Annotated in this window: 13 protein-coding genes; 7 read left to right on the forward strand and 6 right to left on the reverse strand. The window is 72.5% G+C overall.

What is annotated here, in order from left to right:
- Positions 1 to 126: 126 nt before the first annotated feature.
- Complete coding sequence (locus QCD68_RS14965) at positions 127 to 882, reverse strand: TetR/AcrR family transcriptional regulator (protein ID WP_301223592.1); 756 nt, start codon at positions 880 to 882, stop codon at positions 127 to 129.
- Between the two features lie 129 nt (positions 883 to 1,011).
- Between QCD68_RS14965 and QCD68_RS14970 the strand changes: the two genes are divergently transcribed.
- Positions 1,012 to 2,061: a medium chain dehydrogenase/reductase family protein gene (locus QCD68_RS14970; RefSeq protein ID WP_301223593.1), complete on the forward strand. Its 1,050-nt coding sequence runs from the start codon at positions 1,012 to 1,014 to the stop codon at positions 2,059 to 2,061.
- 80 nt (positions 2,062 to 2,141) lie between these two features.
- Here QCD68_RS14970 and QCD68_RS14975 read toward each other — a convergent pair whose 3' ends face one another.
- Both QCD68_RS14975 and QCD68_RS14980 read right to left on the reverse strand, forming a co-directional pair.
- Positions 2,142 to 2,651 carry a hypothetical protein gene (locus tag QCD68_RS14975; protein ID WP_301223594.1) on the reverse strand — a complete coding sequence of 170 codons (510 nt, stop codon included), beginning with the start codon at positions 2,649 to 2,651 and terminating at the stop codon, positions 2,142 to 2,144.
- A 90-nt stretch (positions 2,652 to 2,741) separates the two neighbouring features.
- Positions 2,742 to 4,232, reverse strand: coding sequence for an LCP family protein (locus QCD68_RS14980; protein WP_301223595.1), 1,491 nt, complete (start codon positions 4,230 to 4,232; stop codon positions 2,742 to 2,744).
- Between the two features lie 256 nt (positions 4,233 to 4,488).
- Here QCD68_RS14980 and QCD68_RS14985 point away from each other — a divergent pair, with 256 nt between their 5' ends.
- On the forward strand, positions 4,489 to 5,028 hold the full coding sequence (locus QCD68_RS14985) for an RNA polymerase sigma factor (RefSeq protein WP_111074432.1): 540 nt from the start codon (positions 4,489 to 4,491) through the stop codon (positions 5,026 to 5,028).
- The gene (locus tag QCD68_RS14990) at positions 5,018 to 5,773 is read left to right on the forward strand and encodes a hypothetical protein (RefSeq protein ID WP_301223596.1); all 756 of its coding nucleotides are present in this window, start codon (positions 5,018 to 5,020) and stop codon (positions 5,771 to 5,773) included. The genes QCD68_RS14985 and QCD68_RS14990 overlap by 11 nt, the downstream gene beginning before the upstream one ends.
- Positions 5,774 to 5,883: 110 nt before the next feature.
- Here QCD68_RS14990 and QCD68_RS14995 read toward each other — a convergent pair whose 3' ends face one another.
- Positions 5,884 to 6,537, reverse strand: a complete 654-nt coding sequence (locus tag QCD68_RS14995) for a response regulator (RefSeq protein ID WP_301223597.1) — start codon at positions 6,535 to 6,537, stop codon at positions 5,884 to 5,886.
- On the reverse strand, positions 6,525 to 8,288 hold the full coding sequence (locus QCD68_RS15000; protein ID WP_301223598.1) for a sensor histidine kinase: 1,764 nt from the start codon (positions 8,286 to 8,288) through the stop codon (positions 6,525 to 6,527). Before QCD68_RS15000 ends, QCD68_RS14995 begins: the two co-directional genes overlap by 13 nt.
- Positions 8,289 to 8,441: 153 nt before the next feature.
- Here QCD68_RS15000 and QCD68_RS15005 point away from each other — a divergent pair, with 153 nt between their 5' ends.
- A complete protein-coding gene (locus QCD68_RS15005) occupies positions 8,442 to 9,968 on the forward strand; it encodes a CitMHS family transporter (RefSeq protein ID WP_301223599.1) in 1,527 nt (508 codons plus the stop codon).
- A 49-nt stretch (positions 9,969 to 10,017) separates the two neighbouring features.
- Here QCD68_RS15005 and QCD68_RS15010 read toward each other — a convergent pair whose 3' ends face one another.
- The gene (locus QCD68_RS15010) at positions 10,018 to 10,695 is read right to left on the reverse strand and encodes an NUDIX hydrolase (RefSeq protein ID WP_441005194.1); all 678 of its coding nucleotides are present in this window, start codon (positions 10,693 to 10,695) and stop codon (positions 10,018 to 10,020) included.
- A 108-nt stretch (positions 10,696 to 10,803) separates the two neighbouring features.
- Here QCD68_RS15010 and QCD68_RS15015 point away from each other — a divergent pair, with 108 nt between their 5' ends.
- The 3 genes from QCD68_RS15015 (at position 10,804) to QCD68_RS15025 (ending at position 13,913) form a co-directional block, all read left to right on the forward strand.
- On the forward strand, positions 10,804 to 11,364 hold the full coding sequence (locus QCD68_RS15015) for an MOSC domain-containing protein (protein WP_301223600.1): 561 nt from the start codon (positions 10,804 to 10,806) through the stop codon (positions 11,362 to 11,364).
- Positions 11,365 to 11,464: 100 nt separating this feature from the next.
- Positions 11,465 to 13,018, forward strand: a complete 1,554-nt coding sequence (locus QCD68_RS15020; protein ID WP_301223601.1) for an MFS transporter — start codon at positions 11,465 to 11,467, stop codon at positions 13,016 to 13,018.
- 76 nt (positions 13,019 to 13,094) lie between these two features.
- The gene (locus tag QCD68_RS15025) at positions 13,095 to 13,913 is read left to right on the forward strand and encodes an SDR family oxidoreductase (protein ID WP_253464624.1); all 819 of its coding nucleotides are present in this window, start codon (positions 13,095 to 13,097) and stop codon (positions 13,911 to 13,913) included.
- Positions 13,914 to 14,073 lie beyond the last annotated feature (160 nt).

The following is a 14,073-nucleotide window of genomic DNA, read 5'->3' on the forward strand; positions in this document are numbered from 1 at the left end:
GAGCTGCTGGTGAGCGCTTGCGGGTGTTTCCCGGCTTGTGACAGTGATTCGGGGCACCCGGCGCAACCGTTTGGTGATGGATGCGGTTGTTACCTCGTCGTTACATTCAGGCCGTGGTGCCCGACGTCAACCGGCGGAGCCGACCGGCGGCAGCGCACCCGCCTGCGCCCGGATCGCCGCGACCTCCGACGCGTACAACACGTCCGCTCCGATCCCCATCGACCCGAGGTGCCCACCGATCTCCAGGCTGATGATCCCGTGCAACCGCGTCCAGGTCAGCAGCGCGAGGGTGAGCACCTCGACACTGACGTCAGCGAGCCCGGACCGCTCCGCCCAGCCCGCGACCGAAGCCCGGAGCCCAGCAGCGTCCCCAGGCCCAGCGGCGTCCCCGGGCCCAGCAGCGGCCCCGCGCCCCGCCGCCACGGTTCCGATCGCCTCGACGAGCACGGCCATGCTCCGCGACGCCGCCGGGATCGTCCGCTCCAGCGCGAGCTCCTGCCCCGACCCGATGCTCGTCTGGAACACCAGGCGGTAGGCGTTGGGGTGCTCGAGTGCCCAGGTCCGGGTCGCGTGCAGGACCACGTCGAGGTGCTCCTCCGCCGAGCCCGGCCCGCGTTCGAGCGCGACGAGCGAATCGGCCAGGGCGTCGTAGGCGTCCACGACCAGGTCGGCGAGCAGTGCGTCCCGGTTCGCGAAGTACCGGTACACGGCCGCGGGGGACATCGACATCTCGCGCACGATGCCGCTGAGCGAGACCGCGTCCGGGCCGTCGGCAGCGACCTGGGCCATGGCGAGGTCCTTGATCTCCTGCGCGGTCTGCCGTCGACGTTCCTCGCGCCGGGTCGGCTTCGGCGTGCTGGTCCCCGCTGCTGCTGTCGTCACCTTGACACTGTAACAGTGCTTCACTAGCGTGAAGGGTATTCACAAAGCGACAACTCGTCGCAACGCATCGGGAACCTCCGAGACGTGCCCGCCCCGCACCACGACGCACCACGTACCGGAGGAACTCCCATGACCGACGCAGCAGCCCCCACCACCGCCCTGACGACCCGGATCGTCCTCCCCGGACTGGTGGAGCCCGCGGGCCTCCAGGTCGCGACCGGCCCGACGCCGACGCCGGGCCCGCGACAGTTGCTCCTCCGCATGGAGGCGACGGGCATCGCGTTCGCCGAGCAGGCCATGCGCCGCGGCCGGTACTACGGCCAGCCGCCGTTCCCGTTCACCCCCGGCTACGACCTGGTCGGCCGTGTCGTCGCGGTCGGGCCCGAGGCAGACCAGGGCCTGATCGGCCAGCCGGTCGCGACGATGACCAAGACCGGGGGGTGGGCGACGCACGTGGTCGTCGAGGCGCGCGACAGCATCGTGGTGCCGGAGGGCGTCACGTCCGAGGACGCCGAGACCGTGGTCGTCAACGGCGTGACCGCCTGGCAGATGCTGCACCGCTCCGCGAAGGTGCGGCCCGGTCAGACGATCCTGGTCTTCGGCGCGAACGGCGGGGTCGGCGGCATCCTCATCCAGCTCGCCCAGCACCACGGCGTCACCGTCATCGGAGCGGCGTCACCACGGCACCACGAAGCACTCCGAGCCGCGGGCGTGATCCCGGTCGACCACGCCGACCCCGACCTCGCCGCCCAGGTCCGTCGGCATGCGCCCGCCGGTGTCGCCGCGGTCTTCGACAACATCGGCGGCGCCAACGCGAAGCGCTCGTTCGCGCTCCTCGGCCGAGGCGGTGTCATGGTCGGCTACGCCATCGTGCAGGCGGTCAGTGGCACCGGTTCGCTCCTGGTGCCGTTCCTCGCGGCGATCGGCCAGGCCCTCCTCTGGAGTGCCCTGCCGAACGGTCGCCGCGCGACGTTCTACGACCTCTGGTCCGGGCACTCGCTCCGTCCGGCGCGCTTCCGCCGCCGCCTCGAGGCAGACCTCGGCCGCGTCTTCGCCCTCCTGGCAGACGGCACGATCGCCGCGAACATCGCCGCACGCTTCCCCCTCACCGAGGCCGCCGCGGCCCTCGCGCTGGCCGAGTCACGGACCCTCAACGGCAAGGTCGTCCTGCTGCCCTGACCGCGGTGTCACCGGCGCACCAGCGTGCGCGGGTGTCGGACGGGAGGCACGGCGCCAGCTGGCACCGCGCCTCCCGTCCGTCACTCCGACCGCTGGGCGTCGACGCGCTCCGTCTCCTCGTGCTGCTCGTCCACGGGGACGACGGCGACGAAAGGCGCAGGACGGAGCTGCCGCCAGATGGCGATGGCCGCAGCGGCTCCCGCGGCGACGGCGATCGTGATCGCGATGGACGGCAGCAGACTGTTCAGCCACAGTGAGGTGGTGAGCGACGAGGCCCCTGCTGCGAGTACGCCGGCCAGGACCGAGTGTGCTGCGGTGTGGATCGCACGAGAGGCGACCCGGTCGAGCGCCCGTCCGAGCAGGTACGTGAAGGGCACGGAGATCAGGGCGCCGGCCAGCGCCAGGACGAGGGTGGCGACCAGGAACAGGCCGGTGAACCACACGAACGACATCGGGTCGGGGAGGGTGCCGCTCGTGATCGTGACGAGCGCCGTGGCCGCCACGGCGCTGGCAGGCGTCGTGACGGTGACCATCCACCCGTAGCTGCTGCCGATCAGCCGTGCGGTGTCGCCCATGCCCCAGGAGTCCATGCCCTCCACTCTGGGGCGTCGTCCCTGCAGAGCCGGACCCACGGGAGAGAACGAGACCGAACGGAGACCTCGCGTCCGCCACGGGTTGGGTCAGTTGATGCAGGTGCCCTGCGCGCCGTAGGCGTTGCCGACGGGCTTCGCGGGTGCGGGTGCCGGTGCGGCTGCGTGGCTCCTCGCCGCGGGGGACGGCGCGGTGCTCGTCGCACCGGGGGCCGCTGCCGCCGCCACCGTGTGGCCGTCGGTACCGAGCACGAGCGTCACACCGCTGACCGTCGTGGACTCCACCGCCAGCGCTCCGGGGACGGCTGCGACGACTGCCTTCGCCTGCGCCTCCGACCCCGCGGGGTACTCGACGACGGTCGTACCGGTCGTCGTGGTGTCGCCCGGTGCTCCGACGACGAAGCCCTTCGCCGTCAGCGCCGAGGACGCCGTCCCGGCAGCGCCGGGCGTCTGTGCACCGTTGAGGACGGCGACGTGCACTGCCGAGGGGGCGGCGGCCCGCGCGGCGACGTACGCGGCGGGCGGGCCGACGATGTCCTGGAAGAAGGCGGGTAGGGCAGCGAAGTCGACGGCCACGGTGGAGTACCCGTCGATGGTCGGCGTGCCGGAGGTGGGGATCGTGGCTGATCGGATCGCGGACAGGTCGATGTCGCTGAAGGTCGAGACCAGGTCGGGGATGCTCAGGGTGTCGTCGATCTGCACCGCGTCGCCGACGCCGTGCAGCAGGTCCGCGACCTTCACCGGGTTGAGGAGTGTGCGCGCGGACAGGGCCTCCCGCGCCTCCTGGGAGAGGAAGTACTGCTGTCGGACCTCACGGTCCAGGTCGCCCCGCGGCAGTCCGTCGCGTTGGCGGACGAAGGACAGCGCCTGGGAGGCGTTCAGCGTCGACGTGCCGGCGGGCAGGTCGACGTCCGAGTTCGGGTCGTGGGCGGGGTGGTTGAGGCAGACGGTGATCGGCCCCAGCGCCTTGACGAGCTGGTAGAAGCCCAGGAGCGACACCCGCACGAAGTGGTCGATGGTGAGGCCGCTGATGTTCTCGATGGTCTGGATGAGCAGGCCCATGCCGCCCGCGTCGCCACCGCCGTTCGCCGCACCGTCGGAGTAGGCGCTGTTGAGCTTGAAGGTGCCGTGCCCCGGGATCGGCACCCACGAGTCGCGCGGGAACGAGATCATCGTGGCGCTGCCGCCGCCGGCGGGGATGTGCAGCACGATCATGGTGTCGGTGTTGGTCGCACCGTCGTCGAGCTGGGTGCCGAGCTCGTCGAGCTCCTGCGGTGTCGCGTCGGCCGGACGGTGGTCGTCCCCGACCAGGAGGATGTTCTGCGCCTTCCCGTCGGTGTCGGCGACCGCGCCTCCGCCACCGCCCGGCGCTCCGGAGGGTGCCGAACGGGTGATGTGGACCTTGGTGAGACTCGAGTCGAGCTGCTCGTAGGACCACGCCGCGTAGCCGCCGGTCAGGACGAGGGCCATCGCGAGCACGCCGCCGATCGTCGGCAGGACGAGTCTCCGGCGGCGCTGGCGGCCGTGCCGGACCGGACCGCCGGCGGGGGCGGGGGACGTGTCGTGGTCGTCTGCGGGCATCGGGTGTCCTCGATCGTGTTCGGTGGCAGGAGGAGCAGTCTCACACCGGGTGGACCGGAGGACCTCCGTGGGACCACTGGTGCCGTGTGCGAGTGCTCACACCTGACGGACGGGAGGCGCGGAGCCAGCTGGCACCGTGCCTCCCGTCCGTCACGCCCCGGCGCCGCGCGAACCGGCACCGCGCGACACGCCCGATCGCGGAGTCTTCGTCAGGATCGGCGCGCGCCCGACACTTCTGGAGTGAGAGGGGGCATCCGTGGACGAGGACACCGAAGCCGACGCAGCACTGACTCGTCGGCTCGCGAACGGGGACCGCGCGGCGTTGGCCGACGCGTTCGACCGGTTCGCGCCGACACTGACCCGGTACGCGTGGGCGCTGGCCGGCAGCAAGCAGGACGTCGAAGAGCTCGTGCAGGACACGTTCCTGACGCTCTGGCAGAAGTCCGGCGAGCTCGACCTCGCCACCAGCGCCCTGCTGCCGTGGCTGCTCGTGGTGTGCCGGAACCACGCCCGTAACCAGTCCCGGCGGCTGGCGAAGGGTGCGGCCGACGAACTCCCCGAGGACCTGCCCGCACCGCCCGACGCCGACGAGGCCCGCGAGCGTCTGCGCTGGGTCCGCGACGAGATCGCGACCCTGCCCCCGACGGACCAGCGCATCTGCGAGCTCTGCCTGCTCGAAGGGCACTCGTACGCGGAAGCCGCACAGATGCTCGGCCTGAGCGTCGGGGCGGTCACCCAGCGGGTCTCCCGATCGCGCGCACGACTGAAGAAGGCGGTGATGCACGATGAACACTGAGCCTCCCACCGGAGACGACCTGCAGCGCATGCTCGTCTCGATGAAGCAGACGGTCCTCGACCGTGCCGAGGACCGCCGCCCCGCACCCCGCCGACGCGGCCGCCGTGCCGGCATCGTCATCGGCGTGATCGCGCTGCTCGGCCTCGGCGCCACGAGCGGTGGTGTCGCGCTCGGGATGATCCCGCAGCCGTTCACCGCGTCCGCCCCGGCGCCGACGCCCAGTCCCTCCGAACCGGTGGCGCCGAGCACACCCGAGTCGGCGCCGGTCCAGGAGACGCCGGACCCGGTGCCGACACCGACCCCGACGTCGGTCGTGCGGGCGGGCACACTGCCGACGGACTGCCGGCAGCTCGTTCCGGCATCCGAGTACGACCGGTTGTTCGGCGGCACACCCCTCACCGACCCGTTGGGGAGTGAAGCAGGCAGCGACGGAGACGGGCCGCCCGTGGACCTCTCGTGCATCTGGCGTGACCCGCGAGCGGACGTCAGCGGCCTCAGCGTCTCCCTCGGCTCGGACACTGCCGAGGTGATCGCGAACTACGAGGCCCTGCTGGTGCGGAGCGGTTACACCTGCGCCGACAGCGGTGCCGGTCGGCTCTGCCGGATGACCGTCGCGGAACAGGCGTACCCGGTGGACACCACGTTGACCTACTACTCGGAAGGGTCGACCTGGTTGATCGTCCGGCAGACCAACTTCCCGACGAACGGCCTGCTGTCCGCCATCCAGCAGCAGGTCTGGGGGTAGCGGGGAGCGGGCCGCGGCCCGGCCACGAGCGGGACCGCGGACGACGACGGGCGGGAAGCAGCCTTGGGGGGTGTTTCCCGCCCGTCGTCGTACCACCGGACCGCCGGACGTCAGCGCCGCGTGTACCGGTGCTCCGGCCGCCCCGCCGCGCCGTAGCGCAGCTGCATGGTCGCGGACCCGTCGGCCGCGAGCTGCGCCAGGTAGCGCTGCGCCGTCGCCCGCGAGACGCCGATCGCCGCCGCGACCTCGGCCGCCGAGCGCTCCTCGGACCCCGACAGCTGCTCGAGCACCAGCGCCGCCGTGGCCGCGCGCGAGGGGGAAGCGCCACCGCTGTCCCCGGCGTGCAGGATCCGGAACGCCCGCTCGACGGCCTCCTGGTCGAGCGTCGCCCGTTCGTCGAGCACGTTCCGGGAGCGCGCGTACGCCCGCAGTCGCTCGGCGAGCACCCCCGAGTCGAACGGCTTGATCAGGTACGCCAGGGCACCGTGCCGCATCGCCCGCCGCACGGTCCCCGAGTCGGAGGCGGCACTCAGCACGAACGCGTCGGTGTCGACCGCGCGGAGCAGGTCGAGGCCGCTGCCGTCCGGCAGGTAGACGTCGACGAGCACCAGGTCGACCGGGGTCGTCGCCAGCACCTGGCGGGCGAGCGCCACGGTGCCGACGGGGTCGAGCGCCCGGAACCCGGGCACCTGGTCGACCTGCCGTCGGTGCAGGTCCGCGACGTGGAAGTCGTCGTCGACCACCAGCACGATCAGGTCCGACATCCCACCGCTCCTCCGAGTCGTGCGCAGAACACCGCGCCGTGCGTCGTGTCGTCGGCGCCACCGTCGCCCGGCCCACCGCGGTCGGCGAGCCACACGTCCCCGCCGTTCCGCCGGGCGATCTCCCGCGACAGCGGCAGGCCGATGCCGAGCCCGTGCACCTGCCCGGGGTCGCCCGGACCGGGCTCTCCGGACCCGTAGTCGCCGGCGGCACGCGGCCCGGGGGAGCGGCGCGCGAACAGGTCCCGGTCCCCGGGGACCCCCGGACCGGAGTCCATCACCGACAGGTGCAGCGTCGTGCCCTCGTCGAGCACCTCGACCTCCACCCACGGCTGCGGCGCATCCGGTGACGACCGAGCCCCGGACAGGGCCGCCGTCACCGCGTTGTCCACCAGGTTCCCGAGCACCGTCGTCACGTCCCCCGGCTCGGTGATCGTCCCCTGCACCAGCGTCTCCGGTCCGATCCGCAGCAGTACCCCGCGCTCCGCCGCCTCGACGCCCTTCGCCCCGAGGAACGCCTGCAGGAACGGCTCGGTCAACCGGTCGGCGTGCTGCACCGGGTACCGCAACGGCCCCCGCTCCTGCACGTCCGCCAGGTAGGCGCGGGCCCGCGTGGTCTCCCCGACGTCGAGCAGTCCGGCGATCGCATGCAACCGGTTGGCGAACTCGTGCCGCTGGGCCCGGAGCGCCTGGGTCAGCGAACCGACGGCGTCGAGTCGTCGGCTGAGGGCCTCGACGTCGGTCCGGTCCCGCAGCACGGCGACCCGGCCCAGGTCGAGGCCGTCGCGGAACACGCTCCGCACGTCGACGAGCAGCACCTGCGGGCCGGCGACGACGGTGGCGCTCGCCGGGGTCGGCTCGGCACGGTCCAGCATGGCGGCCAGGGCGTCGGGCAGGTCCAGGTCGGTGACCGCCCGTCCGACCGGTCGTGTCAGCGCGAGCAACCGTGCGGCCTCGGCGTTGCAGACGGTCACGGTGCCGGTGGGGCTGGTCGCGATGACGCCCTCGCCGACGCCGCCGAGGACCGCCCGCTGGTTCTGCACGAGCGTCACGAGCTCCTCGGGCTGCACGCCGAGCGTCAACCGGACGAGTCGCCGACGGATGAGCACGGAGGCGATCACCGCCAGCAGCACCGCCACGAGACCGGCGCCGACGACGGGCACGCTGTCCTCGACCAGGGTGTCGTACACGCGGTCCCGCGCGAACCCGACGCTGACCTCGCCCACCACGTCCGGCCGGGAGGCCCGCCCCGCGCCCGTCCCGCCGGCACCGGTTCCGTAGACGGGTACCTTCGCCCGCGCGGACTCGCCGAGGGTGCCGCGCGCCCACGACACGCTCTCGCGCCCGCTGAGTGCGGCGTCGGGGGAGGTGCTCACCATCCGACCGATGCGGTCCGCGTCCGGGTGCGCCAGACGGATCCCGCGGTCGTCGGTCACCACGACGAACAGTGCCCCGGTCCTCCGCTGGGCGTCGAGGGCGGCCTGCTGCACGGGACCGTCGGCGAGGTCGGCGCGGTCGAGGTCGGTCCCGTCGACGCTGAGGCGTGTGACCGCGGTACGGAGGTCATCCTGCGCGGCGACGCTCTGGGCGATCGCGAGGGCGGTCCCCTCGGCGGCTCGTTCGAGTCGGGTGACCTCGATCCGGACGAACACGGCGCTGGTGAGGACGACGACGGCGACGACCACGACGAGCTGCAGCACCAGTACCTCGGTGGCGAAGCGGAGCCTGCGGCGCCGTGAACGGTCGTCGGTCACGACACCAGCGTACGGAGCGCGCGGCGCTCGTCGTGCGCAGAATGCGCACAACACGGTCAATGCGCGATGGTGCGCCAACGAGCAGAAGCGCGCCGCGCCTCCCGGCCGGGTCGTAGCGTGCCCGGACTGCCAGACACGGACGAAGGAGTCCTGATGCTCGTCATCCTCGGGTACGCGATGGTCGTGGTCTTCATGGTGATGATCATGACCAAGCGGATGTCACCGATGCTCGCCCTGATCATCGTGCCGACGGTCTTCGGGCTCTTCGCGGGTGCCGGCCTGGGCCTCGGCGACATGGTCATGAAGGCGATCGGGACGCTCGCGCCGACGGCCGCGCTGCTGATGTTCGCGATCATGTACTTCGGCCTGATGATCGACGTCGGCCTGTTCGACCCGCTCGTCCGGTTCATCCTGCGGGTGACCGGCAACGACCCGGCGAAGATCGTCCTCGGCACCGCCCTGCTGGCGGGTGCGGTGTCCCTCGACGGTGACGGGTCGACGACGTTCATCGTGGTGACCGCGGCGATGCTGCCGATCTACCTCAAGCTCGGCATGAGCCCGGTCGTGCTGACGTGCGTCGCCGGTCTGACGAACGGGACGCTCAACATCGTGCCCTGGGGAGGCCCGACCGCCCGTGCCGCGGCCGCGCTGAAGATCGACCCGACGGACGTCTTCGTGCCGCTCGTGCCGTCGCTGATCGTCGGCCTGCTGCTGTGCTTCGGGTTCGCGTGGACGATGGGGCTGGCGGAACGGAAGCGCCTCGGGCTCATCGAGTTCACCTCGGCGACCCGGGCGTCCCGGGCACCGAGCCGGGCTCCGAGCCGGCAGGAGGCCGGGGCCGGAGTGGGCGTCGGTTCGCGGATGCTCGCTGCGGCCGGCGGGACCGGCGGCGGGATGTTCACCAGCCCGACCGTCGCACTCGGGCTGCGCGGCGGCAATGCCGACGGCCGCCGGGCGGACGGCGAGGGCGTCGACGGTGCAGACGACGTCGGCGGGGCGTCCGGCTCGGGCTCCGGCGCGACGATGGCGTCGACGATGCTCGACCCGGACCGTCCGACGCTCCGCCCGAAGCGCATCTGGTTCAACCTCGTGCTCACCGTCGCGGTCATGGTCGTCCTGGTGCTCGGTGTGCTGCCCCTGGCGTACGTGTTCATGGTCGGCACGGCCGTCGCGCTGCTCGTCAACTTCCCGCAGCTCAAGCAGCAGAGCGCGCAGATCGTGGCCCACGCGCCGAGCATCGTCGGCGTCGTGTCGATGGTGTTCGCCGCTGGGGTGCTCATCGGTGTGCTCGACGGCACCGGGATGGTCGCCGCGATGGCCGACTGGCTGGTCGCGGTGATCCCCGACTCGATGGGCCCCTACCTGGCGGCCATCACGGGCGTGCTGAGCATGCCGCTGACGTTCTTCATGAGCAACGACGCCTTCTACTTCGGCATCCTGCCCGTCCTGGCGGAGAGCGCCTCGGCGTTCGGCATCACGCCCGCCGAGATGGCGCGGGCCTCGGTGGTGGGGCAGCCGGTGCACATGCAGAGCCCGCTCGTGCCGGCGATCCTGCTGCTCGTGTCCCTGGCGAACGTGAACCTCGGCGACCACCACAGGAAGGTGCTGTGGCGGGCGGCGGTGGTGGCCGCGGCGATGCTCGTCGTCGGGATCGTGGTGCGGGTGATCCCGTTCGGCTGACGCGCCGGCACGCGCTGCCCGGGCCGGCGCTCAGCGGTCTACCCGGCGCTCACTGCCCGGGGATGGCCACCACCCGCTCGTGGTCCCACGGTTCGGTCCACCCGACCCGGTCGAACAACCCGTCGAGCAGCGTGGCGGTGAAGCCCCACACCACGTAGGACCCCGAGTCGGTCCGGACGGTGAACGCCGGCCCGCGCCAGGTCTGGCCCTCACGTCGGAACTCCGTGATGCCGCGGTTCGCCGGGTCGAGCAGATCGGCGACCGGAGCGCGGAAGACGGCTGCCGACTCGGCCTCGTCCACCACCCGGACCTGCGACGGGGCACGCCACCAGCCGAGGACCGGCGTCACCAGGTGCCGCGAGTGGGCGAGCGGCACGGCCGGCGCAGTGCCGAGCACGTCGACGCCCGCCAGGTCCAGGCCGGTCTCCTCACGCGCCTCCCGGAGTGCCGCGGCGACCACGTCGGCGTCACCCGGGTCGACGCGGCCACCGGGGAAGGCGACCTCGCCGGCATGGGAGCGGAGGGTGCTGGCGCGGGCGAGCAGGAGCACGTCGAGGTCCCGCGGTACGTCGGCGGAACGCGCCGGACGGTCGCTCGGCACGTCGTCGAGTGGGCCGAACAGCATGAGCACCGCCGCCTGCCGTGGCGTCGGCGCGGACGGCATGTCGGTCACGAGCGGCGGCGCTCCCGGCGCGACGGCCGCCGCGAGCTGGCTGCGGGCGGTCACGGCATGCGCCGGTCGGAGCGGACGGACGACGGACGGAGCGGGAGCACCACGCCAGCCTAGGCACGCCGACCGTTGCCGCCGGCGGGGTCGGTGCACGAGACTCGCGTCATGGGGAACCAGGGAACCGACCGATCCGAGGTCGTGGCCGTCAGCCGTGACCACGACCACCACTTCAGCAAGCCCGTCGTCGATGCGGTCACGCTCGTCGAGGGGTGGGGCATCGAGGGTGACGCGCACGCGGGCACCACCGTGCAGCACCGCTCCCGCGTCGCCCGGGACCCGTCGCAGCCGAACCTGCGGCAGGTGCACCTGATCCACGCCGAGCTCTTCGACGAGCTCGAGGCCGCCGGCCACTCCGTCGCGCCGGGGCTGCTCGGCGAGAACGTGACCACGCGCGGGGTCGACCTGCTCGGGCTGCCGACCGGGGCGTTGCTCCACCTGGGCGAGGACGCCTGCGTGCGGGTCACGGGCCTCCGGAACCCGTGCCAGCAGATCAACGACTTCGAACCCGGACTGCTCCGCGAGGTGCTCGGCCGTACCGAGGACGGGTCGGTCTCGCGGAAGGGCGGCGTGATGGGCGTCGTCGTCAGCGGGGGAGTCGTCCGCCCCGGTGACGGCGTGCGGGTCGAACTGCCCGAGGGTGACCTGGAGCCCCTCAGTCCGGTGTGAGCGCCCGCCCGCTGCTCCTGTGCGTTCCCTCACACTGCCGTGCGGGGACGGGAGGATCGTGGCCGGCTCCGGGGGTCGGCGAGCCTAGCGTGAAGTGGCCATGACAGCTGAACACCGCAGACCCGTCGAGCCCGATGCGGCTCCCACCGTCCCGCACCACGACGCCCACCATGTGGAGAGCGCCGAGCACGCGCCGGCCCGGCCCGACCAGGCAGCGCAGTCGGACGGTGACCAGCCGGACCCGAACCGCTGGAAGGCCCTCGTCATCTGCCTGCTCGGCGGTGGCATCGTCCTGCTCGACGTGTCGATCGTCAACGTCGCCCTGCAGTCGATCTCGACCGGCCTGCCGGGCACGACGCCCGAGGCGGTCCAGTGGATCCTCTCCGGGTACGCCCTGTCGTTCGGCCTGCTGCTGGTCCCCGGCGGTCGACTCGGTGACGCCACCGGACGGCGGCGGATGTTCGTCATCGGCGTCGGCCTGTTCACCCTCGCCAGTGCCCTCTGCGGCTTCGCCCCGAACGGCATCGTCCTGGTGGTCGCCCGCCTGGTGCAGGGTCTCGCCGGCGGTCTGCTCACCCCGCAGGTCACCGCGCTCATCCAGCAGCTCTTCCGCGGCCGTGAGCGTGGGAAGGCGTTCGGCCTGTTCGGCGCGACCGTCGGCATCGCCACCGCCATCGGCCCGCTGATCGGCGGTCTGCTCATCACGGCCTTCGGCACCGAGAACGGGTGGCGGTTCGTCTTCTTCGTGAACCTGCCCGTGGGGCTGGTCACGATCCTCCTGGCCTTCCGCTACCTGCCGGCACCGTCCGGTGCCGAGCGCGGGAAGAAGCACGACTTCGACCCGGTCGGCATCGTCCTGCTGGGTGCCGCGGTCGTCGCCCTGCTGCTGCCGTTCGTGCAGTCGCAGGTGTGGAAGGGCAGCACGAAGTGGTGGCTGATCGTCGTCGCCGTCGTGTTCGCCGTGCTGTTCGTCCTGTGGGAGCGGCACTACGAGCGGACGAAGGAGCCCGTGGTCGACCTGCGGCTCTTCCGTCGCCGGTCGTTCTCGCTCGGAGTCGGCTTGGCGACGGTGTACTTCGCCGGCTTCACCCCGCTGTTCTTCGTCCTGACCCTCGCCCTGCAGTCCGGGCTGCACTACTCGGCGCTGACCGCAGGCTTGGCGACCGTGCCGTTCGCGATCGGGTCCGGCATCGCCTCGACCCTGGGCGGACGGCTCGTGCACCGCTTCGGCCGGCAGCTCATCGTCGTCGGCACGATCCTGGTGCTCATCGGCCTGGGCGTCGTCATCTGGGTCGTCGCGAACCACTACGAGTCGGACCTGGGCTGGTGGCTGGTCCTGCCGCTGCTCGTCGCCGGCGTCGGCTCCGGACTGACGATCTCGCCGAACCAGACCCTGACGCTGTCCGAGGTGCCCGTCGAACAGGGCGGCTCGGCCGGTGGGCTCATCCAGGTCGGCGCGCGCGTCGGCTCGGCGGTCGGGATCGCCGCGGTCGGCAGCGTCTTCTACTCGACCCTCGCCAGCTCCCACGGCGACTACGCGAAGGGACTGCCGCTCGGACTGGGCGTCTCCCTGGCGTTCGTCGGCGCCGCACTGGTCGCCGGGATCGTCGACGTCGTCGTCGGCAAGGTGCGGCACACCGAAGCGTCGGTCTGACCTCGCCCACCGCGAACATCCGTCCCCGCGGACCGGCCACGGCGTTGGCTGGGACGCGGCAACCACAGGAGGACACATGAGCAAGACCTGGTTCATCACCGGAGCATCCAAGGGCTTCGGCCGCGAGTGGACGGAGGCCGCCCTCGAACGCGGTGACTCCGTCGCCGGCACCGCCCGCAACACCGACGACGTCCAGGACCTCGTCGAGCAGTACCCGGACACGTTCCTCGGGCTCCGGCTCGACGTCACCGACCGCGCCGCCGACGTCGCCGCCGTGCAGCAGGCCGCCGAGCACTTCGGCTCGCTCGACGTCGTCGTCAACAACGCCGGCTTCGGCCACTTCGGCATGGTCGAGGAACTCACCGAGGACGAGCTCCGCGCCCAGCTCGAGACGAACCTGTTCGGCGCGGTCTGGGTCACCCAGGCGGCCCTGCCGATCATGCGCGAGCAGGGCTCGGGACACGTCATCCAGGTGTCGAGCATCGGCGGCATCAGCGCGTTCCCGACGGTCGGCGCCTACCACGCGTCGAAGTGGGCGCTCGAGGGGCTGTCGCAATCGCTCGCGCAGGAGGTCGCCGGCTTCGGCATCCACGTCACCCTGATCGAGCCGGGCGGGTTCTCCACCGACTGGTCCGGCCCGTCCTCGAAGCACAGTGACGAGAACCCGGCCTACGCCGAGGTCCGCGAGGCCGCGTCCAAGCGTCCCTCCGCGGCCGACCCCGGCAAGCCCGAGGCGACGCGGAGCGCGATCCTCAAGGTCGTCGACGCCGAGCAGCCGCCGCTGCGCGTCTTCTTCGGCAAGGCGCCGCTCGGCATCGCGGAGAAGGACTACGAGTCCCGCCTCGCGACGTGGCGCGAGTGGCAGCCGGTCGCCGAGGAGGCGCACGGCGCGTAGTCAGCGCCGGGGCAGAGGGGCGGGGGGGGGGGGGGGGGGGGGGGGGGGGGGGGGGGGGGGCGCCGGCGGGGGGGGGGGCGCGGCGGCGGGGGCGGGCGGGGGCCCCGGGGGGCGGCCCCCCCCACCCCCCCCACCGCGCCCAGGGCCGCGATGCCGGCCC

The sequence above is a fragment of the Curtobacterium sp. PsM8 genome (genome assembly GCF_030433875.1).
Classification (GTDB): domain Bacteria; phylum Actinomycetota; class Actinomycetes; order Actinomycetales; family Microbacteriaceae; genus Curtobacterium.